This window comes from Inmirania thermothiophila (genome assembly GCF_003751635.1).
GTDB lineage: Bacteria > Pseudomonadota > Gammaproteobacteria > DSM-100275 > DSM-100275 > Inmirania > Inmirania thermothiophila.
This window is the reverse complement of record NZ_RJVI01000001.1, coordinates 973,450-993,687: the sequence shown is the minus strand read 5'-3', so window position 1 is coordinate 993,687 and position 20,238 is coordinate 973,450. Positions and strand designations below refer to the sequence as shown.

Below are 20,238 nucleotides of genomic sequence, written 5' to 3'. Positions count from 1 at the left end.
TGTGGTCCCGATGCTAGCACGGCTGTTATTGCATCGCAACAATCGATATTTCCGCGGAGATTCAATGTCTTGAGAATGATTTTTCCTGCAACGCAGAGAGCCGGGGCGCGTCTTCCGGCGGCTGCGCGACCCCCGCCCGCGCCTTCCCCGGCTTCTTTCTGGTACCATCGCCCGATCCACTACCGCGCTGCAGCATGCCCCGCGGCGGGAGCCCGAGCGATGTCCGACCCACGCATCATCAAGAAGTACCCCAACCGGCGCCTCTACGACACCGCCATCAGCAGCTACATCACCCTCGGCGACGTCCGCCAGCTGGTGCTCGACGGCGTCGACTTCCGCGTCGTCGACGCCCGCAGCGGCGAGGACCTCACCCGCAGCATCCTGCTCCAGATCATCGCCGAGCAGGAGGAGGGCGGCACCCCGGTCTTCACCACCGACCTCCTCACGCGGATCATCCGCTTCTACGGCGACAGCCTGCAGGGGGTCATGACCCGCTACCTGGAGCGGAGCATGGAGCTGTTCGTCGAGCAGCAGCAGACCCTGCGCGAGCAGATGCGCGAGCTGGTCAGCCGCACCCCGGTCTCGGTCATGGCCGAGCTGACCCAGCGCAACCTCGAGCTCTGGCGCGAGATGCAGGAGGCCTTCCTCCAGGGCGTCAAGCCGCCGCAGGAGGGCGGCGACGGCACCGCCGAGACCCGCGACCACACCGCCCGCAGCCGCCGCAAAGGCGCTTGACTTCCGCCCGCGGGGGGTCTATTGTGCACTGCAGCAATCATGTTGCAGTGCAATATCCAAGGACCCTTCAAGGAGGTCAGGCCATGAACGAGCTCTTCGAGCAGTGGACGTCGTACCAGAATGCCGCGCTGGAGAACGCGCTGCGCTACCAGGCCATCGCGCGCAAGGCCGCCGAGAAGGTCGCCCGCCAGCAGGTGGCGGCCTTCGGCGACTACGCCGATCTCGCCGCCCGCCAGCTCAAGGCGGCGGGCGAGGTGCGCGGCTATCAGGATCTCTACGCCGCGCAGGCGGGCTTCGCCGCCGAGTACGCCGCCAAGGCCCGCGCCCAGGCCGAGGCCCTGCTGGACATCGCCCTCGAGACCCAGGGTGAGCTGGTGGCGCTGATGGAGGAGGCCCTGCGCAGCGCCGCCTCCACCGCCGGCGAGGAGGCGCGCAAGGTGGTGAGCCGCCTCGAGCAGGGCGTCGCCGCCGTCGCCAAGGCGGGCAAGAAGGCCGCCTGAGTGCGTCAAGCGCGTCCGCCCGCAGGGGCGGCGCCACGCGACTGACCGAAGGGCCCCTGCCCGGCGCGGGCACGGGGCCCTTTTCGTCGAGGCCGCCGGGACACGGCGGCGGATGCGGCCCCCCGGGGCCGGGAGGAGCAAGGCATGGAGCAGGACATCGTCATCGTCGCGGCGGCACGCACCGCCATCGGCACCTTCGGCGGATCCCTCGCCGGGATCCCGGCGCCGGAGCTCGGCGCCCGCGTCATCCGCGCCCTCGTCGAGCGCACCGGGATCGATCCCGCGCAGATCGACGAGGTGATCCTGGGGCAGGTCCTCACCGCGGGCGCGGGCCAGAATCCGGCGCGGCAGGCCGCCATCCGCGCCGGCCTCCCCCACCACGTCCCCGCGATGACCATCAACAAGGTCTGCGGCAGCGGTCTCAAGGCGGTGCATCTGGCCGCGCAGGCGATCCGCGACGGCGACGCCGAGATCGTCGTCGCCGGCGGCCAGGAGAACATGAGCGGGGCGCCCCACGTGCTGCCGGGCTCGCGCACCGGACAGCGCCTCGGGGAGTGGCGTCTCCTGGACACCATGCTCGTGGACGGGCTCATCGACGCCTTCCACGACATCCACATGGGCTGCACCGCGGAGAACCTGGTGCGCCAGTACGGCATCAGCCGCGAGGAGCAGGACGCCTTCGCCCTGGCCTCCCAGGAGAAGGCCCTCGCCGCCATCGATGCGGGGCGCTTCCGCGACGAGATCGTCCCCGTCGAGGTCCCGGCGGGCAAGGGCGAGACCCGGGTCTTCGACACCGACGAGCACCCCCGCCGGGGCACCACCCTGGAGCGGCTCGCGGCGCTGCGCCCGGCCTTCGAGAAGGACGGTACCGTCACCGCGGGCAACGCCTCGGGGATCAACGACGGCGCCGCCGCAGTGCTGGTGATGACCGCGCGCCGGGCGCGCGAGCTCGGCCTCGAGCCCATGGCCCGCATCGCCGCCTACGCCAAGGCCGGGGTCGATCCCAAGATCATGGGCATCGGGCCCGTCCCCGCCTCGCGCCGCTGCCTGGAGCGGGCCGGCTGGCAGGTGGAGGACCTCGACCTCGTCGAGGCCAACGAGGCCTTCGCCGCCCAGGCCATCGCCGTCAACCGCGACATGGGCTGGGACACGGCCCGGGTCAACGTCAACGGCGGCGCCATCGCCCTCGGCCACCCCATCGGCGCCTCCGGCGCCCGCATCCTCGTGACCCTGCTGCACGAGATGGCCCGCCGCGGCGCGCACCGCGGCCTGGCCACCCTCTGCATCGGCGGCGGCCAGGGCGTGGCGCTGGCGGTGGAACGCTGAGCGAAGTGTGCAACCCATCCAGCGAGGGAGGAGAGCAACGATGAAGAACCGTGTGGCACTGGTGACCGGGGGAACGGGCGGCATCGGCACCGCCATCTGCGTCGCCCTGGCCGAGGCCGGCGCGCGCGTCGCCGCGAACTTCCTGCCCGGTCACGAGGACAAGGCGCGCGAGTGGCAGGAGGCGCGCCGCGCCGAGGGGCACGAGATCCTGGTGGTGCCGGGGGATGTCACCGACTTCGACTCCTGCCGCGCCATGGTGGCGCAGGTGGAGGCGGAGCTCGGGCCGGTGGAGATCCTGGTCAACAACGCCGGCATCACCCGCGACGCCACCTTCCGGAAGATGACCCCGGAGCAGTGGCAGGCGGTGCTGCGCACCAACCTCGACAGCTGCTTCAACGTCACCAAGCAGGTGTGGGAGGGCATGCTCGCGCGCGGCTTCGGGCGCATCATCAACATCTCCTCCCTCAACGGCGAGAAGGGCCAGTTCGGCCAGGCCAACTACGCCGCGGCCAAGGCCGGCATGCACGGCTTCACCATGGCCCTGGCCCAGGAGGGCGCGGCCAAGGGGGTGACCGTCAACACCATCTCGCCGGGCTACATCGGCACGCCCATGGTGATGGCGATCGCGGAGGAGATCCGCGAGAAGATCATCGCCCAGATCCCGGTGGGCCGGCTCGGCAGGCCGGAGGAGATCGCCCGCGCCGTGGTCTTCCTCGCCGCCGACGAGGCCGGCTTCATCACCGGCGCCAACTTCTCCATCAACGGCGGCCAGCACATGCACCACTGACCCCGCGCGACCGGGGGCGGCACGGCCCGCCCCCGGTGGCCCTAGCGCGCCTTGAGCCAGGACGCGATGGCCGGCGGCACCTCGCGCTGCGAGCGGCCGCTGACGTAGATGCCGATGTGCCCGCCCTTGAAGGCCTGCACCGTGTAGTCGTCGGTGCCCACGTGCCGCTCCAGCGCCACCGAGGAGGCCGGCGGCACCAGATGGTCCTCGGTGGCGTAGATGTTGAGCACCGGCATGGTGACGCGGCCGAGCTCCACCACCCGCTCGCCGATCTCGAGGGCGCCGCGCACGAGCCGGTTCTCCTGGAAGCAGCCCTTGACGAACTGGCGGAAGGCCTCGCCCGCCTGATCCGGGCTGTCGAAGATCCACTTCTCCATGCGCAGGAAGTTGCGCGCCTGCTCCGGATCGTCCATCAGGTCCACCAGCCCCACGTACTTCTGCCCCGTGAGGCGGAAAGGCTTGAGGGTGAGGAAGAGCCAGTTGAGGAGCTCGCCCGGCACGTTGCCCAGGGTGTCCACGAGGAGGTCGACGTCGATGTGGCGCACCAGGTGGGCGAGGAGAAAGTCCGGGACCGCAAAGTCCACCGGCGTCACCATGGTGACCAGATTGCGCACCCGCTCCGGATGCAGGGCGGCGTAGCAGAGGCTGAAGGTGCCGCCCTGGCAGATGCCGAGGAGGTTGACCGCCTCCAGCTCGTGGCGGCGGCAGACCTCCTCGACGCATCGGTGCAGATAGCCCTCGATGTAGTCGGCGAGGGTGAGGTAGCGGTCGCCGCGGTCGGGGTAGCCCCAGTCGATGAGATAGACGTCGATCCCCGCCTGCAGCAGCCCTTCCACCAGGGAGCGCCCCTTCTGCAGGTCGGCCATGTAGGGGCGGTTGACGAGGGCGTAGACGATGAGCAGCGGCACCGCATGCGGGCGCCTGACCTGCGGGCGGTAGCGGTAGAGGACGAGCTTGTCCTCGGCGTAGACGGCGTCGCGGGGGCTGGCGCCGACGTCGATCTCGCCGATGGCGGCCAGGGTGCCGAGCCCCCGCGCGAGCCGCTCCTGGTAGCCGGCGAGCTCCTCCGCCACCCGCTCGGGTCGAAGATCCAGCGGCAGCATGCTCAACCCTCCTTCTTCTTCGCGCCGGCACGCCCGCGCACCTTCGTGCCGCGGGCGCGGGCGGGGCCCTTCAGCGCCGCCACCTCGGCCTGGACGGCCGCGAGCGCCTGCTCCAGCCCCCGCACCCGCGCGCGCAGGTCGTGCACGCGCCGGTGCGCCGCATCCAGCTCCGCCCGCCCCGGCAGGTCCCAGGCCTCGGCCAGCTCGTCGCCGAGCACGCGCTGGCAGCGGCGCAGCGCCATCATGGCGTTGACCAGCCGCCCGTAGACCACGCTGTAGTCCTCTCCCGCCACCACCTCGGCGTAGGCCTCCTCGGCGGCGTCCACCCACAGGTCGTAGAGCTCGCGCAGGCTGCCCACCGGCCGATCCGCCTCGGCGCGCGCGCGCAGCCGCTCGCCGAAGCGGCGCGCGGTGCCCGTGGCCACCTTGTCCAGCTCGCGCCGGTAGGCGGCCCACGCCTCCTCGAGGGCCCGCCGCGCCCGCTCCAGGCGCTGCAGCTTCTCCTGCCACTCGCGGGTGTAGCCCAGGGGCGGGGCCGCAAGCAGCGCCTCCCACGGCGCCCGCCCCCCCGGGGCGCCCGGCGCACCTGCGGTCAGGATCTCCGTCATGCGCGTGCGCAGCGGCGCCACCGCCCGCTCGAAGGCCTCCTGCCAGCCGGCCTCACCCGCGGCGGCGGCGCGCTGGGCGGCGATCAGGGCCTCGCCCATCTCCTGCAGGATCCGCCCCTGCGCCAGATGGCGCTCGAAGACCTCCCGCGCGGTCCCGCCCGGAAGCGCCCCCGCCCACGCGCGGGCAAGCTCCGCCCACGCCGTCCCCCCGCCCCCGGCGAGCGCCTGCACCGCCTCGACCCAGGCGCGCGCCACACCGGCGAGCGCATCCGCCCCTGCTCGCTGCTCCGTCATCGGTGTACCTCCCGTACCGGGCCTTGCCCCCCGACCCATTATGGGCGGGGATCGGCGAGGCGGCCACGGGGCCGCGGGGCTCAGGCCCGCGGCAGGGTGACGCCGCGCTGGCCCTGGTACTTGCCGCCGCGGTCGCGGTAGGAGACCTCGCAGGGCTCGTCGGACTCGAGGAAGATCACCTGCGCCACCCCCTCGTTGGCGTAGATCTTGGCCGGCAGCGGCGTGGTGTTGGAGAACTCGAGGGTCACGTGCCCCTCCCACTCCGGCTCCAGCGGGGTGACGTTGACGATGATGCCGCAGCGGGCGTAGGTGCTCTTGCCGAGGCAGATGGTGAGGACGTTGCGGGGGATGCGGAAGTACTCCACCGTGCGCGCGAGGGCGAAGGAGTTGGGCGGGATGATGCAGACCTCGCCCTTGAAGTCCACGAAGCTGCGTTCGGTGAAGGCCTTGGGGTCGACGATGGCGGAGTTGATGTTGGTGAAGATCTTGAACTCGTCGGCGCAGCGGATGTCGTAGCCGTAGCTCGAGGTGCCGTAGGAGATCACGCGCCGGCCCTCCACCTCGCGCACCTGCGCGGGCTCGAAGGGCTCGATCATCCCGTGCTCCTCGGCCATGCGGCGGATCCAGCGGTCGGACTTCACCGGCATCTTCCACCCCCCTCGCGCAAGGAGGCGGAAGCCTAGCAGGCCGGCCCGCGCCCGGCAACGCCGCGGCCGCGAAGGCGGCTCAGGTGTTCTCGATGACGATGGTGGGGAACTTGTGGGCGTAGGTCTTGGCCTGCTGCGACAGCCGCGCCCCCACCCGGCGGGCGATCTCGCGGTAGATCTGGGCGATGCGCCCGTCGGGGTCCGCCACCACCGTCGGCCGCCCGCCGTCGGCGTGCTCGCGGATGGAGATGTCGAGCGGCAGCGCGCCGAGGAAGGGCACGCCGTACTGCTCGGCCATGCGCCGGCCGCCGCCCTCGCCGAAGATGGGCTCCTCGTGGCCGCAGCGCGAGCAGATGTGGATGCTCATGTTCTCGACGATGCCGAGCACCGGCACCTCCACCTTCTCGAACATCTTGAGCCCCTTGCGGGCATCGAGCAGGGCGATGTCCTGGGGCGTGGTCACGATCACCGCCCCCGCCACCGGCACCCGCTGGGCCAGCGTGAGCTGGGTGTCGCCGGTGCCTGGCGGCAGGTCGATGACCAGGTAGTCGAGGTCGCGCCAGTTGGTGTCGCCCAGCAGCTGCTGCAGGGCCTGGGTGACCATGGGCCCGCGCCAGATCATGGGCGTCTCCTCGTCCACCAGGAAGCCGATGGACATGGCCTGGACGCCGTAGCTGACCATGGGCTCGAGGGTGCGCCCGTCCTTGCTCTGGGGCCGCCCCTGGATGCCCAGCATGCGGGGCTGGCTCGGCCCGTAGATGTCGGCGTCGAGGATGCCCACCTGCGCACCCTCGGCCTTGAGGGCGAGCGCCAGGTTGACCGCCACCGTGGACTTGCCGACACCGCCCTTGCCGGAGGCGACGGCGATGACGTTCTTGATCCCCTCCAGGGGCTTGAGACCGCGCTGCACGGCGTGGGAGGCCACCTCCCAGCGCACCTCCGCCGCCACCTCCGAGACCCCGTCGATGGCGCCCACGCGCTCGCGCACGGCCTGCGCCAGGGCGTCGGCCCAGCCCGCGGCGGGATAGCCGAGCACCAGCTCGACGCGCACCCGCCCGCCGTCGATGTCGATGCCCCGGACCTCCTTGGCGCTCACCACGTCCTTGTCGATGTGGGGGTCGACCACCTCCTTGAGGGCCGTCTCCACCTGCAGGCGCGTGACCTCCGCCATGCCGCTGACCTCCTCGACGAGAAACCGGCGCGGCAGCCGCGCGAGGCCGCCGCAGGGCTGCGGATTCTACACGAGCGCGCCACCGCGCCTCACCCCCCATTGGGAATGGTTATGGCACCGCCTCCGCCCCGGTGCTACCTTATTCCGCCCTGCGGCGCGGCCCCGCCCCGGCGACCCGGAAGCACGATGAAGCAGCGAAAGATCCTCGTCACCAGCGCCCTGCCCTACGCCAACGGCCCGATCCACGTCGGCCACCTGGTCGAGTACATCCAGACCGACATCTGGGCCCGCTTCCAGCGCCTGCGCGGCCACGACTGCATCTACGTCTGCGCCGACGACGCCCACGGCACGCCCATCATGCTCAAGGCGCGCGAGGAGGGCGTCACGCCCGAGGCCCTCATCGAGCGCATCGGCCGCGAGCACCGGGCCGACTTCGCCGACTTCCTGATCGAGTTCGACAACTACTACACCACCCACTCGCCGGAGAACCGCGAGCTCGCCGAGCTCATCTACATCCGCAACCGCGACGCCGGCCACATCGAGACCCGCACCATCACCCAGGCCTACGACCCGGTGCAGGGGATCTTCCTGCCCGACCGCTACATCCGCGGCGAGTGCCCGCGCTGCGGCGCCCCCGACCAGTACGGCGACTCCTGCGAGGTCTGCGGCGCCACCTACTCGCCGGGCGAGCTCCGCAACCCGGTCTCGGTGCTGTCCGGGGTGCGGCCCGAGGCGCGCGAGTCGCTGCACTACTTCTTCCGGCTCGCCGACTTCGAGCCCATGCTGCGGGAGTGGACCGCGGGCGGCCACCTCCAGGAGGAGGTGCGCAACAAGCTCGACGAGTGGTTCGCGGCCGGGCTGCAGCCCTGGGACATCTCGCGCGATGCGCCGTACTTCGGCTTCGAGATCCCGGACGCCCCGGGCAAGTACTTCTACGTCTGGCTCGACGCCCCCATCGGCTACATGGCCAGCCTGCGCAACCTCTGCACGCGCCGCGGCCTCGACTTCGACGCCTACTGGGGGCCGGACTCGGAGGCCGAGGTCTACCACTTCATCGGCAAGGACATCATCTACTTCCACGCCCTGTTCTGGCCCGCGATGCTGCACGGGGCGGGCTTCCGCAAGCCCACCGCGGTCTTCGCCCACGGCTTCCTCACCGTCGACGGGCAGAAGATGTCCAAGTCGCGCGGCACCTTCATCAAGGCCCGCACCTACCTCGACCACCTGGATCCGGAGTACCTGCGCTACTACTTCGCGGCCAAGCTCAACGGGCGCGTCGAGGACATCGACCTCAACCTCGACGACTTCGTACAGCGGGTCAACAGCGACCTCGTCGGCAAGCTGGTCAACATCGCCTCGCGCTGCGCCCGCTTCATCGAGCGCGACTTCGGCGGGCGGCTCGCCGAGGCCCTGCCCGCGCCCGAGCTCTACCAGGGCTTCGTCGCCGCCGGCGAGATCATCGCCGAGTGGATGGAGGCGCGCGAGTACGGCCGCGCCGTGCGCGAGATCATGGCGCTCGCCGACCGCGCCAACCAGTACATCGACGAGCGCAAGCCCTGGGTCGCGATCAAGGAGCCGGCGCGGCGCGGCGAGGTGCAGGCCGTCTGCACCCAGGGGCTCAACCTCTTCCGCGTCCTGGTCACCTACCTCAAGCCGATCCTGCCGCGGCTCGCCCAGCGCGCCGAGGCCTTCCTCGGCGGCCCCGCCCTCGACTGGCAGACGCGCCTGCAGCCGCTGCTCGGCTGCGAGATCCGCCCCTTCCAGCCGCTCCTGCACCGGGTCGACCCGAAGCAGGTGCAGGCCATGGTGGAGGCCTCGCGCGAGAGCCTCGAGCCCCGCCCCGCCGCGGCGGGCACGGCCGCAGCCCCTGCCCGCACCGAGGAGGAGGCCGCCCCCACCATCGGCATCGACGAGTTCGCCCGCATCGACCTGCGGGTCGCCCGCATCGTCGAGGCCGCCGAGGTGGAGGGCGCCGACCGGCTGCTGCGCCTGACCGTGGACCTTGGCGGCGAGCGGCGCACCGTCTTCGCGGGCATCCGCCAGGCCTACCGCCCCGAGGAGCTGGTGGGCCGGCTCACCGTGGTCGTGGCCAACCTCGCCCCGCGCCGGATGCGCTTCGGCGTCTCCGAGGGCATGGTCCTCGCCGCCGGCCCCGGCGGTGAGCGGCTCTGGCTCATCGGCCCCGACGAGGGGGCCGAGCCCGGCATGCGCGTGCGCTGAGCCGCCCGCACCGCCGCATTGGGGCTTATCGCGGCATAAAAAATTACTAGCCGCGAGCGGCGCCGACCCCGTTGTTGCACCGCGTCAAACCCTGCTAGCATCGGATACATCCCCCTGCCGCGGTGTGTTTTCCGGGGCAGGGCGACGCGCTAGATTGTTTGCTCATCGAACAAAAACAGCCGCCCCGACCGAGGGCGTGGCGACGAGGGAGAGGCGATGGCCGAGTACGCGCTCATCCTCGTGAGCACGGTGCTCGTGAACAACTTCGTGCTCGTGAGGTTCCTCGGGCTCTGCCCGTTCATGGGCGTGTCGCGCAAGGTGGAGACCGCCCTCGGCATGGGGCTGGCCACCACCTTCGTGCTCACCCTTTCCTCCATCCTCGCCTACCTCGTCAACACCTATCTGCTGGAGCCGCTGGGCATCGGCTACCTGCGCACCGTCGCCTTCATCCTCGTCATCGCCGTGGTGGTCCAGTTCACCGAGATGGTGGTGCACAAGACCAGCCCCGTGCTCTACCAGGTGCTCGGCATCTACCTGCCCCTCATCACCACCAACTGCGCGGTGCTGGGGGTGGCGCTGCTGCTGGTGCAGGAGCAGCGCACCTTCCTGGAGTCGGCGGTCTACGGCTTCGGGGCCGCGCTCGGCTTCTCGCTCGTGCTGGCGCTCTTCGCCGCCCTGCGCGAGCGCATCGCGGTGGCGGACGTGCCCGGCCCGTTCCAGGGCGCGGCCATCGCCATGATCACGGCGGGCCTGATGTCGCTCGCCTTCATGGGCTTCTCGGGGCTGGTCAGGGGGTGAGGCGATGATCGTGGCGGTTGCATCCCTGACGGTGCTCGCGCTGGGCTTCGGCCTGCTGCTGGGCTATGCGGACCTGCGCTTCCGGGTCGAGGGCGACCCGGTGGCCGACCAGGTGGACGGACTGCTGCCCCAGACCCAGTGCGGCCAGTGCGGCTACCCGGGCTGCCGGCCCTACGCCGAGGCGGTGGCCGCCGGCGAGGCCGAGATCAACCTCTGCATCCCCGGCGGCGAGCCCGTGATGCGGGCCATCGCCGACCTGCTGGGCCGCGAGCCCAAGCCGGTGGAGGAGGCCGAGGAGAAGGGCCCGGAGGTGGCCGTCATCGACGAGCAGAACTGCATCGGCTGCACCAAGTGCATCCTCGTCTGCCCGGTGGACGCCATCGTCGGCGCCACCAAGCAGATGCACACCGTGATCCGGGCCGAGTGCACCGGGTGCGAGAAGTGCGTGCCGGCCTGCCCGGTGGAGTGCATCCGCATGGAGCCGGTGGACGAGGGCCTTGCGGGCTGGCGCTGGCCGCGGCCGGCGGGGATCGGGGAGGCCGCCTGATGGGCCGCCTGTGGCGCTTCCCCGGCGGCATCCACCCGCCGGGGCGCAAGGAGATGAGCCTCGAGGTGCCCCTCGCCCGCGCCTCGCTGCCGCCGCTGCTCGTCCAGCCCGTGCACCAGCACATCGGCCAGCCCGCCGAGCCCGTGGTGCAGCCCGGCGAGCGCGTCCTCAAGGGCCAGGTGATCGCCCACGCCGGCGGCGTGGTGAGCGTCCCCATCCACGCCGCGAGCTCGGGCACGGTGGTGGCGGTGGAGCCGCGCCCGGTGCCCCACCCCTCGGGTCTTTCCGCGCCCTGCATCGTCATCGAGACCGACGGCGAGGACCGCTGGGCGGAGCGGCCCGAGCCCATCGCCGACTGGGCGGAGGCGGATCCCGCGCGGCTGCGCGAGCGGGTGCGCGAGGCCGGCATCGTGGGCCTCGGCGGCGCCGCCTTCCCGACCCACGTCAAGCTCAATCCCGGGCAGCGCCACGCCGTCGAGTACCTGATCCTCAACGGCGCCGAGTGCGAGCCCTACATCACCGCCGACGACATGCTGGTGCGCGAGCACGCCGACGAGATCGTCGGCGGCATGCAGATCCTGCGCCGCATCCTCGACGCCGGACGCTGCCTCATCGGCATCGAGGACAACAAGCCCGAGGCCATCGCCGCGATGGAGGCGGCGGTGGCGCGGCTCGGCGATCCCGCGGTGGAGGTCCGCCCCGTGCCCACCCGCTATCCCACGGGGGGCGAGAAGCAGCTCATCCACGTCCTCACCGGGCGCGTGGTCCCGAGCGGGGGGCTGCCCATCGACGTCGGCGTGGTCTGCCAGAACCTCTCCACCACGGCCGCCGTGTACCGCGCCGTGACCCGCGGCGAGCCCCTGGTCTCGCGCATCGTCACCGTCACCGGCGAGGGCGTGGCCCGCCCGCGCAACCTGGAGGTGGCGCTGGGCACGCCCGTGCGCCATCTGGTCGCGGAGGCCGGCGGCTACACCCCCAAGGCGGCGCGGCTGATCATGGGCGGGCCGATGATGGGCGTGGCCCTGGCGAGCGACGAGGTCCCGGTGGTCAAGGCCACCAACTGCGTGCTGGTGGCCTCCGAGGCCGAGGTGGCCGCGACCGGCCCGGCCCTGCCCTGCATCCGCTGCGGCCAGTGCATGAACGCCTGTCCCATGCGGCTGCTGCCCCAGCAGCTCTACTGGTACGCGCGCGCCCGCGACCTCGACCGCGCCCAGGCCCTGCGGCTGTTCGACTGCATCGAGTGCGGCTGCTGCGCCTACGTCTGCCCCAGCCGCATCCCGCTGGTGCAGTACTTCCGCTACGCCAAGACCGAGATCTGGGCGCGCGAGCGCGAGCGCCGCCGCGCCGAGCGCGCCCGCCGCCGCCACGAGGCCAAGCAGGAGCGGCTCGAGCGGGCGCGGCGGGAGAAGGCCGAGCGCATGCGCATGCTGCGCGAGGCCGCCGCGGCCAAGAAGGCCGAGGACGGCACGCGGCCGGCGGCGGGGGAGCCGCCGAAGGCGGTGGCGGTGCGCGAGCGCGTGCGCCGCCACGAGGAGGCCGGGGAGGAGTGATGCGCTTTCCGACCCCGTCCTCGCCGCACCTGCACGGTCCGGCCTCGGTCACGCGCCTGATGGGCCGGGTGCTGCTTGCCCTCGTCCCCGGGGCGGCCGCGGCGACCTGGCTCTACGGCCCCGGGGTGCCGGTGCAGATCGCGCTTGCGGCGGTCACCGCGGTGGCCTGCGAGGCCGCCATGCTGCGCCTGCGCGGCCGCCCCCTGCGGCCTTTCCTCACCGACCTCAGCGCCGTGCTCACCGGGGTGCTGCTGGCCCTCGCCCTGCCGCCCACGGCGCCGTGGTGGATCGCCGTGGTGGGCGCGGCCTTCGCCATCGTCGTCGCCAAGCACCTCTACGGCGGTCTCGGCTACAACCCCTTCAACCCGGCGATGGTGGGCTTCGTGGTCCTCATCATCGCCTTCCCGCGGGAGATGACGGCGTGGCCGGCGCCGACCATCCTCGCGCCGCTGCCGCTCGCGCCCGGCGAGGTCCTGAGGCTCATCTTCGGCGGCACGCCCCCATCCGGGCTCGGCCTCGACGCCATCACCATGGCGACCCCCCTGGACGAGGTGCGCACGGCCCTCACCCTGGACAAGGCGGTGCCGGAGGTGCTCTCCGGGGCCGCCTACGGGCTGCTCGGGGGCGCCGCCTGGCAGTGGGTGGCCCTCGCCTACCTCGCCGGCGGCCTCTATCTCGCGGCGCGGCGCCTGATCGCCTGGCAGATCCCGGCCGGGATGCTGGGGGCGCTGGCCGGGCTGGCGACGGTCTTCCACCTCCTGGACCCGGCGCGCTACGCCGGGCCGCTCTTCCACCTCTTCAGCGGGGCGGCGATGCTCGGCGCCTTCTTCATCGCCACCGACCCGGTGACGGCGAGCACCACCCCGCGCGGGCGCCTGCTCTTCGGCGCCGGCGTCGGCGCCATCACCTACGTCATCCGCACCTGGGGCGGCTTCCCCGACGGCGTCGCCTTCGCCGTGCTGCTCATGAACATGGCCGCCCCCACCATCGACCAGTACACCCGCCCGCGGGTCTTCGGCGAGCAGGAGGGCTGAGCGGTGGCGGCGCGGCACATGAGCGGGGCGGCGCTGGTGCTCGCGGGCTTCGCCCTCGTGGGGACGGGGCTGGTGGCGGCCACCTACGGGCTCACCCGCGAGCGCATCGCTCAGGTGGAGCGTGAGAACCTGCTGCGCACGCTCGGGGCCCTGGTCCCGCCCGAGTGGTACGACAACGACCTCGCCGGCGACACCCTCCAGGTGCGCGACCGGGCGCTGCTGGGCACCGACGAGCCGGTCACCGTGTATCGGGCGCGACGCGGCGGCGCGCCGGTGGCGGTGGTCCTGACGCCGGTGGCCCCGGACGGCTACGGCGGACCCATCCGCCTGATGGTGGCGATCCGCGTCGACGGCACCCTCGCCGGGGTCCGCGTGCTCGCCCACAAGGAGACCCCCGGCCTCGGCGACCGCATCGAGGTGGAGAAGTCCGACTGGATCCACGCCTTCCGCGGCCGCTCGCTTCGCGACCCGGACCCGGCGCACTGGAAGGTGCGCAAGGACGGAGGGGTCTTCGACCAGTTCACCGGCGCCACCATCACCCCGCGCGCGGTGGTCAAGGCGGTGCGCAAGGCGCTGGAGTACTACGAGGCGCACCGCAACGAGCTCTTCGCGGCGCAACCGGAGGAGTCCCGGGATGGCTGAGACGCGCTACGGCCGCCTCCTCGCCGACGGCCTCTGGCACAACAACCCCGCCCTGGTGCAGATCCTGGGCCTGTGCCCGCTGCTCGCGGTCACCGGCTCGGTGGCCAACGGGCTCGGGATGGGGCTTGCGACCACCGCGGTGCTCGTCGCCTCCAACGTGACCGTGTCGCTGATCCGGGGGCTGGTGCGGCCCGAGGTGCGCATCCCGGTCTACGTGCTCGTGATCGCCTCCTTCGTCACCGCCGTCGAGCTCCTCATGAACGCCTGGTTCTACGACCTCTACAAGGTGCTCGGCATCTTCGTCCCCCTCATCGTCACCAACTGCACCATCATCGGCCGCGCCGAGGCCTTCGCCTCGCGCAACCGCGTCCTACCCGCCGCCCTCGACGGGCTCGCCATGGGCCTCGGCTTCACCGCGGTGCTGGTGACGCTCGGCGGGCTGCGCGAGGTGGTGGGTCAGGGCACGCTGTTCAGCCAGATGGGCGTGATGTTCGGCGAGGCCCTGGCGGGGCTCGAGATCACCGTCATCCCCGACTACCGGGGCTTCCTGGTGGCGATCCTGCCCCCGGGGGCCTTCCTCGGCATGGGGCTGCTCATCGCCCTGAAGAACGTCATCGACCGCCGCGCCGCCCGGCGCCGCACGGCCGCCGTCGCGGTCGCCGCCCCGGCGCCGGAGGCCGGCTGAGGCGGTGCCCCCGGAGGCGGTCCGGACGTTCTTCTCGCGCCTGCGCGCCGAGCGGCCGGAGCCGCGCAGCGAGCTCCGCTACCGCACCCCCTTCGAGCTCCTGGTGGCGGTGATCCTCTCGGCCCAGGCCACCGACGCCTCCGTCAACAAGGCCACCGAGACCCTGTTCCGCGTCGCCGACACCCCGGAGAAGATGCTCGCCCTCGGCGAGGAGGGGCTGCGGCGGCACATCCGCCACATCGGCCTGCACAACAGCAAGGCGCGCAACATCCTCGCCACCTGCCGCATCCTCCTCGAGCGCCACGGCGGCGAGGTGCCGCGCTCGCGCGAGGCCCTGGAGGCCCTGCCCGGGGTCGGACGCAAGACCGCCAACGTCGTCCTCAACGTCGCCTTCGGCGAGCCCACCATCGCCGTCGACACCCACATCTTCCGCGTCGCCAACCGCACCGGCCTCGCCCCCGGGCGCACGCCGCGGGAGGTGGAGCGCCGGCTGCTGGAGGTGGTGCCGGAGACCTTCCGCCGCCACGCCCACCACTGGCTGATCCTGCACGGGCGCTACGTCTGCACCGCGCGCCGCCCGCGCTGCGGCGCCTGCCCCGTGGCCGACCTCTGCGCCTGGGAGGGCAAGGCGGCGCCCGGCTGAGCTGGACGCCGGGGCGGCAAAGGCCTACCTTTCGCCGCGGATCCCCTGGGGGAGAGGAGCGTGTTCACCACCGACCGCACGCGGCTTCGCCGCTACTTCCGCGAGGCCTGGCGCAGACACTGCGCGGGCGAGCCGCTGGAGCCGCTGCAGCGCCAGATCGCGGGCGTCGTCGCCCGCCACCCCGAGTACCACCGCTGGCTGGAGGACGAGGAGGCGCTCGCACGCGACTTCCACGCCGAGCTGGGCGAGGCGAACCCGTTCCTGCACCTGTCGCTGCACCTGGCGCTGGAGGAGCAGCTCGCCACCGACCGCCCCCGCGGCATCGTGGCGCTCTACCGGCGGCTGCTCGCGCGCTCGCCCGACGCCCACGCCGCCGAGCACCGCATGATGGAGTGCCTTGCACGCACCGTCTGGGAGGCCCAGCAGGCCGGCCGCGAGCCCGACGAGGCGGACTATCTGGCCTGCCTGCGGGGGCTGCTGGACGAGGGCGGGTGAGACCCGGGGTCCGCACCCGGTCCGCCGGGCGGACGGCACGGGAGGAGCACAGGTGAGCGATTGGCAGCAGTTCGGCCTTGCCGCGGTGGAGATCCTGGCGGCGCTGTTCGTGTTCGTGATCGGGCTCGGCGTGCTCGGCGTCGTGGTCCTCTACGTCATCGACGTGACCCAGACCCGCCACGCCATCCGGCGCAACTATCCGGTCATCGGGCGCTTCCGCTACTGGTTCGAGCACCTGGGGATGTTCTTCCGGCAGTACTTCTTCGCCATGGACCGCGAGGAGCTGCCCTTCAACCGCGCCGAGCGGGGCTGGGTCTACCGCGCGGCCAAGAACGTGGACACCACCCAGGCCTTCGGCTCGACCCGGGACCTGCGGCCGGTGGGCACGGTGTTCTTCGTCAACTGCCCCTATCCGACCCTGGAGACGGACGCGGTCGCACCGCGCGAGGTCACCATCGGGCCCGACTGCCCCACGCCCTACACACGCGCAGCCTGTTCAACATCTCGGGGATGAGCTACGGGGCCCTGTCGCGCCCGGCGGTCCGGGCACTCTCGCGCGGCGCCGCCGAGGCCGGCTGCTGGCTCAACACCGGCGAGGGCGGCCTCTCGCCCTACCACCTGGAGGGGGGCTGCGACCTCGTCTTCCAGATCGGCACCGCCGAGTACGGCGTGCGCGACGCGCACGGGCGGCTGTCGGAGGCACGGCTGCGCGAGCTCGCCGCCCGCGAGCGCGTGCGCATGTTCGAGATCAAGCTCTCCCAGGGCGCCAAGCCCGGCAAGGGCGGCATCCTCCCGGCGGTGAAGGTGACCGAGGAGATCGCCCGCATCCGCGGCATCCCGCCGCATCGCGACTCCATCAGCCCCAACCGCCACCCCGAGATCGACAGCACCGCCGATCTCCTGGACATGATCGCCCGGGTGCGGCAGGTCACGGGCAAGCCGGTGGGCTTCAAGGCGGTGCTGGGCGCCTGGGGCTGGCTCGACGAGCTCTTTGCCGAGATCCACCGCCGTGGCATCGCATCCGCCCCCGACTTCATCACCGTGGACGGTGCCGAGGGCGGCACCGGCGCCGCCCCCATGAGCCTCGCCGACAACATGGGCCTGCCGCTGCGCGAGGCCCTGCCGCTGCTGGTGGACCGGCTGACGCTGTGGGGCCTTCGGGATCGCGTCCGCGTCATCGCCTCGGGCAAGCTCGTCACGCCCGTGGAGGTGGCCTGGGCCCTGTGCGTGGGCGCCGACTTCGCCGTCTCCGCCCGCGGCTTCATGTTCGCCCTCGGCTGCATCCGGGCCATGCAGTGCAACCGCGACACCTGCCCCACCGGGATCACCACCCACAACTCGTGCCTGCAGCGCGGCCTGGTGCCCGAGGACAAGGCGCGGCGCGTGGCCAACTATGTCCGCAACATGGTGCGCGAGGTGGGCGTGATCGCCCACGCCTGCGGCGTCCCCGAGCCGCGCGCCCTGCGCCGGTTCCATGCCCGCGTGGTCACCGAGCGGGGGATCTCGGTGCCCCTCGACCGCCTCTACCCGCCACCGCAGCCGGATCCCGCGCTGTGGCGCGACCTCGCCGCCGATCCGGGCTGAGGAGACCGCCATGGATGTCGTCCACCGCATCGCCCTGATCCCCGGCGACGGCATCGGCCGCGAGGTGGTCCCGGCCGCGGCCGAGGTGCTCGAGGCGGCGGCGCGCCGCTTCGGCTTCGCCCTGCGCTGGGAGGAGCTCGACTGGGGCTGCGAGCGGCTGCTGCGCACCGGGGCGATGCTGCCCGCCGACGGCCTGGAGGCGCTCGCGGACCTCGACGCCATCTTCCTCGGCGCCGTGGGCGATCCCCGCGTGCCGGACCACGTCTCGCTGTGGGGGCTGCTGATCCCGATCCGCCGGCGCTTCCGCCAGTACGTCAACCTGCGCCCGGCCCGCCTCCTCCCGGGCGTGCCCTCGCCGCTCGCCGCCGTGCCCGCCGGCGGCATCGACATGGTCATCGTGCGCGAGAACAACGAGGGCGAGTACTCCGAGATCGGCGGCCGCCTCTATCCCGGCACCGAGGAGGAGATGGCGGTGCAGGAGGCGGTCTTCACCCGCCGCGGGGTGGACCGCGTCCTGCGCTACGCCTTCGCGCTCGCCGCCGCGCGGCGCGGCCGCCTCACCTCGGCCACCAAGTCCAACGGCATCGTCCACACCATGCCCTTCTGGGACGAGCGCGTCGCCGCCGTCGCCCGCGACTTCCCCCAGGTGGCGGTGGAGCAGTACCACATCGACATCCTCGCCGCCCACTTCGTGCAGCGCCCCGAGCGCTTCGACGTGGTCGTCGCGAGCAACCTCTTCGGCGACATCCTCTCCGACCTCTCGGCGGCGGTGACCGGGAGCATCGGCCTTGCCCCCTCGGCCAACCTCAACCCCGAGCGCGAGCACCCGTCCATGTTCGAGCCGGTGCACGGCTCGGCCCCCGACATCGCCGGGCGGGGCATCGCCAACCCCATGGCGCAGATCCTCTCCGGGGCGATGATGCTGCGCCACCTCGGGCAGGCGCGCGCGGCGGACGCGGTGGAAGCGGCGGTGGCGCAGGTCCTCGCCGAGGGCGGCCCGCGCACCCCCGATCTCGGCGGCAACGCGGGCACCGCGGAGGTGGCGCGCGCCGTCGCCTCGGCGCTCGCCTGAGGGCCTCAGGCCCCGAGCAGGGCGCGCAGCCTGCGCTCCGACTGCGCCCCCACCAGCACCTGCACGACGCGGCCGCCCTCCACGAGGACGAAGGCGGGCGTGGCCAGCACGCCGAAGCGGCGCGCCGTCTCCGGCTCGGCGCTCACGTCCACCAGCTCGACGTCGCCGCGCTCGGCGGCAAGCCGCGCCACCACCGGCGTCACCCCGCGGCAGGGCCCGCACCGCGGGCTGTGGAAGTAGTAGAGCCTGCGCCCTGCCGGCAGGCCCTCGAGGCGCCGCCCCACGGCGCGGCGCATGCGCCACCACAGCGCAAGCTGCAGGCCCGCCACCAGCGCCGCCAGGACGCCGACGATCCAGGGCAGGACGTCGCCCACGGCCGGCTACGCCTCCAGGAAGCGGCCCAGCCACTTGGCGAGCTTGGGCTGGACCAGGTAGCCGTAGCTCTTGTGGGGATTGGGACGGCCGGTGCGGGGGCTGACGTAGGGATTGGCGAGGCGGACGTAGTCGCGGGTGGCCTCCTCCTCCGGCCCCAGCAGGCCCAGGCTGCGCATGGGCGCGAAGAAGTCGTCGGTCAGCGTCGAGTCGTGGGCGACGATGTCGCCGAGGGCGGCGTAGTTGTGCCAGCGGCGCACGTTGACCGGGAAGCGGCGCGCCTCGCCGCGGTAGCGCTCGCCGAAGAGCAGCCGCTGCACCTCGCGGTCGCCGAGGGGGCTGCCCAGGGTGGCGAAGAGGGCGACGCGGCGGTCGCGGTAGGCGGCGTACTCCGGTTCGCTGCGCCAGGAGAAGCGCCAGAGCACGTCGTAGGCGACGAAGGTGCCCATGCTGTGGGCGAGGACGGCGACCTCGGCGCCCTCGTCCCAGGCCCGGCGCAGGGCCTGCTCCAGGGGCGCGCGGATGCGGTCGGCCACGTACTGGTCGTGGGCGTAGAGGCGTACCTCCTCCAGCACCTTCTGCACCACCTCGTCCTTGATGGTGAGGGCGGTGCTCAGGGCGTCCACCAGATCCACCGCCCGGTCCTTGACGAAGGCCTTGAACCGCGCGCCGGGACGGATGTGGAAGTCGCCGCCGCGGCGGCGGCGCTCGCGGATGACGCGGTCCACCGCGCGGCGCAGCGCCGCCACCGCCTCCGGCGGATCCTCCAGGTGGCTCGGCACCGCGTTGGCCCAGTAGACGGTCTCGAACAGCGCCTCGAGGTCGGCGCGCCCGAGCGAGGCCACGGCCTGCGGCGCCTCCGCGCGCAGGTTGGCCGTGAGGCAGCGCGTCCAGAGGGCGTGCAGATCCCGCGCCGGCGGCTTCGAGGCGAGGCCGTGGACGAGCAGGATGCGCTTGGCCGCCATCTCCGTCCCTCCCTGGTGCGGGCCCCTGCGCCTCAGCGTAGCAGGCCCGCCTCGGCCTCGCCCTCCAGCACCCGCTCGCCGTGCTGGTTCTCGATCCAGGTGGCGAGGCGCACGCGGTTGCGCGCGGGGTCCGCCGCGATCACCTCGATCCAGGCGGTGAGGGTGTCGCCGATGCGCACCGGGCGCAGGAACGCCATGCGCTGGCTGCGGTAGACCGCACCCGTGCCCGGGATGTGCATCCCCACCAGGGTGGAGAGCAGCGAGGCGGTGAGCATCCCGTGCACGATCCGCCCGCCGAAGCGGGTCGCGGCGGCGAAGGCCTCGTCCGTGTGCAGGGGGTTGGTGTCGCCGGTGATGGCGATGAAGCGCTCGAGGTCGGCCTCGGTGACCGTCTTGGTCACCGAGGCCCGCTGCCCCGGGCGCAGGTCCTCGAAGCGCGTGCGCCGCAGGGCCACGCCCG

Annotated in this window: 23 protein-coding genes; 16 read left to right on the top strand and 7 right to left on the bottom strand. The window is 72.6% G+C overall.

Going from position 1 to position 20,238, the window contains the following annotated elements; translation table 11 throughout:
- The first annotated feature begins 219 nt into the window (after positions 1-219).
- The 4 genes from phaR to phbB all read left to right on the top strand — a co-directional run bounded on the left by phaR (position 220) and on the right by phbB (position 3,348).
- A complete protein-coding gene (gene phaR / locus EDC57_RS04865) occupies positions 220-735 on the top strand; it encodes a polyhydroxyalkanoate synthesis repressor PhaR (RefSeq protein WP_123400712.1) in 516 nt (171 codons plus the stop codon).
- An 83-nt stretch (positions 736-818) separates the two neighbouring features.
- A complete protein-coding gene (locus tag EDC57_RS04860) occupies positions 819-1,235 on the top strand; it encodes a phasin family protein (protein ID WP_123400711.1) in 417 nt (138 codons plus the stop codon).
- A gap of 144 nt (positions 1,236-1,379) precedes the next feature.
- Positions 1,380-2,561 (top strand): acetyl-CoA C-acetyltransferase, encoded by a 1,182-nt coding sequence (locus EDC57_RS04855; RefSeq protein WP_123400710.1) that lies wholly within the window; start codon positions 1,380-1,382, stop codon positions 2,559-2,561.
- Positions 2,562-2,601: 40 nt separating this feature from the next.
- Positions 2,602-3,348, top strand: coding sequence for a beta-ketoacyl-ACP reductase (phbB, locus tag EDC57_RS04850; protein ID WP_123400709.1), 747 nt, complete (start codon positions 2,602-2,604; stop codon positions 3,346-3,348).
- Positions 3,349-3,389: 41 nt separating this feature from the next.
- On the opposite strand, the gene EDC57_RS04845 is transcribed toward phbB, so the two are convergent.
- The 4 genes from EDC57_RS04845 to apbC form a co-directional block, all read right to left on the bottom strand.
- Positions 3,390-4,451 carry a class III poly(R)-hydroxyalkanoic acid synthase subunit PhaC gene (locus EDC57_RS04845; RefSeq protein ID WP_123400708.1) on the bottom strand — a complete coding sequence of 354 codons (1,062 nt, stop codon included), beginning with the start codon at positions 4,449-4,451 and terminating at the stop codon, positions 3,390-3,392.
- A 2-nt stretch (positions 4,452-4,453) separates the two neighbouring features.
- The gene (locus EDC57_RS04840; protein WP_170165035.1) at positions 4,454-5,353 is read right to left on the bottom strand and encodes a poly(R)-hydroxyalkanoic acid synthase subunit PhaE; all 900 of its coding nucleotides are present in this window, start codon (positions 5,351-5,353) and stop codon (positions 4,454-4,456) included.
- 80 nt (positions 5,354-5,433) lie between these two features.
- Positions 5,434-6,000, bottom strand: coding sequence for a dCTP deaminase (dcd, locus tag EDC57_RS04835; protein ID WP_123400706.1), 567 nt, complete (start codon positions 5,998-6,000; stop codon positions 5,434-5,436).
- 79 nt (positions 6,001-6,079) lie between these two features.
- A complete protein-coding gene (gene apbC / locus EDC57_RS04830) occupies positions 6,080-7,171 on the bottom strand; it encodes an iron-sulfur cluster carrier protein ApbC (RefSeq protein ID WP_123400705.1) in 1,092 nt (363 codons plus the stop codon).
- Between the two features lie 186 nt (positions 7,172-7,357).
- On the opposite strand from apbC, the gene metG reads away from it, so the two are divergent.
- The 12 genes from metG to EDC57_RS04775 all read left to right on the top strand — a co-directional run bounded on the left by metG (position 7,358) and on the right by EDC57_RS04775 (position 18,441).
- On the top strand, positions 7,358-9,391 hold the full coding sequence (metG, locus tag EDC57_RS04825) for a methionine--tRNA ligase (protein WP_123400704.1): 2,034 nt from the start codon (positions 7,358-7,360) through the stop codon (positions 9,389-9,391).
- A 216-nt stretch (positions 9,392-9,607) separates the two neighbouring features.
- Positions 9,608-10,189, top strand: coding sequence for an electron transport complex subunit RsxA (gene rsxA, locus EDC57_RS04820; protein ID WP_123400703.1), 582 nt, complete (start codon positions 9,608-9,610; stop codon positions 10,187-10,189).
- A gap of 4 nt (positions 10,190-10,193) precedes the next feature.
- Positions 10,194-10,736 (top strand): electron transport complex subunit RsxB, encoded by a 543-nt coding sequence (gene rsxB, locus EDC57_RS04815; protein ID WP_123400702.1) that lies wholly within the window; start codon positions 10,194-10,196, stop codon positions 10,734-10,736.
- Entirely contained in the window at positions 10,736-12,286 is a 1,551-nt protein-coding gene (gene rsxC, locus EDC57_RS04810) for an electron transport complex subunit RsxC (protein ID WP_123400701.1), read from the top strand. Before rsxB ends, rsxC begins: the two co-directional genes overlap by 1 nt.
- Positions 12,286-13,320 (top strand): electron transport complex subunit RsxD, encoded by a 1,035-nt coding sequence (gene rsxD, locus EDC57_RS04805; RefSeq protein ID WP_123400700.1) that lies wholly within the window; start codon positions 12,286-12,288, stop codon positions 13,318-13,320. The genes rsxC and rsxD overlap by 1 nt, the downstream gene beginning before the upstream one ends.
- Before the next feature lie 3 nt (positions 13,321-13,323).
- Complete coding sequence (gene rsxG, locus EDC57_RS04800) at positions 13,324-13,962, top strand: electron transport complex subunit RsxG (RefSeq protein ID WP_245995124.1); 639 nt, start codon at positions 13,324-13,326, stop codon at positions 13,960-13,962.
- Entirely contained in the window at positions 13,955-14,647 is a 693-nt protein-coding gene (locus tag EDC57_RS04795; RefSeq protein ID WP_123400699.1) for an electron transport complex subunit E, read from the top strand. Before rsxG ends, EDC57_RS04795 begins: the two co-directional genes overlap by 8 nt.
- A 4-nt stretch (positions 14,648-14,651) precedes the next feature.
- Positions 14,652-15,290: an endonuclease III gene (gene nth, locus EDC57_RS04790; RefSeq protein ID WP_123400698.1), complete on the top strand. Its 639-nt coding sequence runs from the start codon at positions 14,652-14,654 to the stop codon at positions 15,288-15,290.
- A 60-nt stretch (positions 15,291-15,350) separates the two neighbouring features.
- Positions 15,351-15,785: a DUF1841 family protein gene (locus tag EDC57_RS04785; RefSeq protein ID WP_123400697.1), complete on the top strand. Its 435-nt coding sequence runs from the start codon at positions 15,351-15,353 to the stop codon at positions 15,783-15,785.
- A gap of 52 nt (positions 15,786-15,837) precedes the next feature.
- Positions 15,838-16,299, top strand: coding sequence for a hypothetical protein (locus EDC57_RS13085; RefSeq protein ID WP_245995123.1), 462 nt, complete (start codon positions 15,838-15,840; stop codon positions 16,297-16,299).
- A complete protein-coding gene (locus EDC57_RS04780; protein WP_245995122.1) occupies positions 16,296-17,369 on the top strand; it encodes an FMN-binding glutamate synthase family protein in 1,074 nt (357 codons plus the stop codon). The genes EDC57_RS13085 and EDC57_RS04780 overlap by 4 nt, the downstream gene beginning before the upstream one ends.
- A gap of 10 nt (positions 17,370-17,379) precedes the next feature.
- Positions 17,380-18,441: a tartrate dehydrogenase gene (locus EDC57_RS04775; protein WP_123400696.1), complete on the top strand. Its 1,062-nt coding sequence runs from the start codon at positions 17,380-17,382 to the stop codon at positions 18,439-18,441.
- A 5-nt stretch (positions 18,442-18,446) separates the two neighbouring features.
- Here the strand turns inward: EDC57_RS04775 and EDC57_RS04770 are convergent, their stop codons facing one another.
- Genes EDC57_RS04770 through EDC57_RS04760 form a run of 3 tightly spaced genes read right to left on the bottom strand, consistent with a single transcriptional unit; the run spans position 18,447 to position 20,233 of the window.
- The gene (locus EDC57_RS04770) at positions 18,447-18,815 is read right to left on the bottom strand and encodes a thioredoxin family protein (protein WP_123400695.1); all 369 of its coding nucleotides are present in this window, start codon (positions 18,813-18,815) and stop codon (positions 18,447-18,449) included.
- Between the two features lie 6 nt (positions 18,816-18,821).
- On the bottom strand, positions 18,822-19,778 hold the full coding sequence (locus EDC57_RS04765; protein ID WP_123400694.1) for a hypothetical protein: 957 nt from the start codon (positions 19,776-19,778) through the stop codon (positions 18,822-18,824).
- A 32-nt stretch (positions 19,779-19,810) separates the two neighbouring features.
- Positions 19,811-20,233 (bottom strand): MaoC family dehydratase, encoded by a 423-nt coding sequence (locus EDC57_RS04760; RefSeq protein ID WP_245995121.1) that lies wholly within the window; start codon positions 20,231-20,233, stop codon positions 19,811-19,813.
- Positions 20,234-20,238 lie beyond the last annotated feature (5 nt).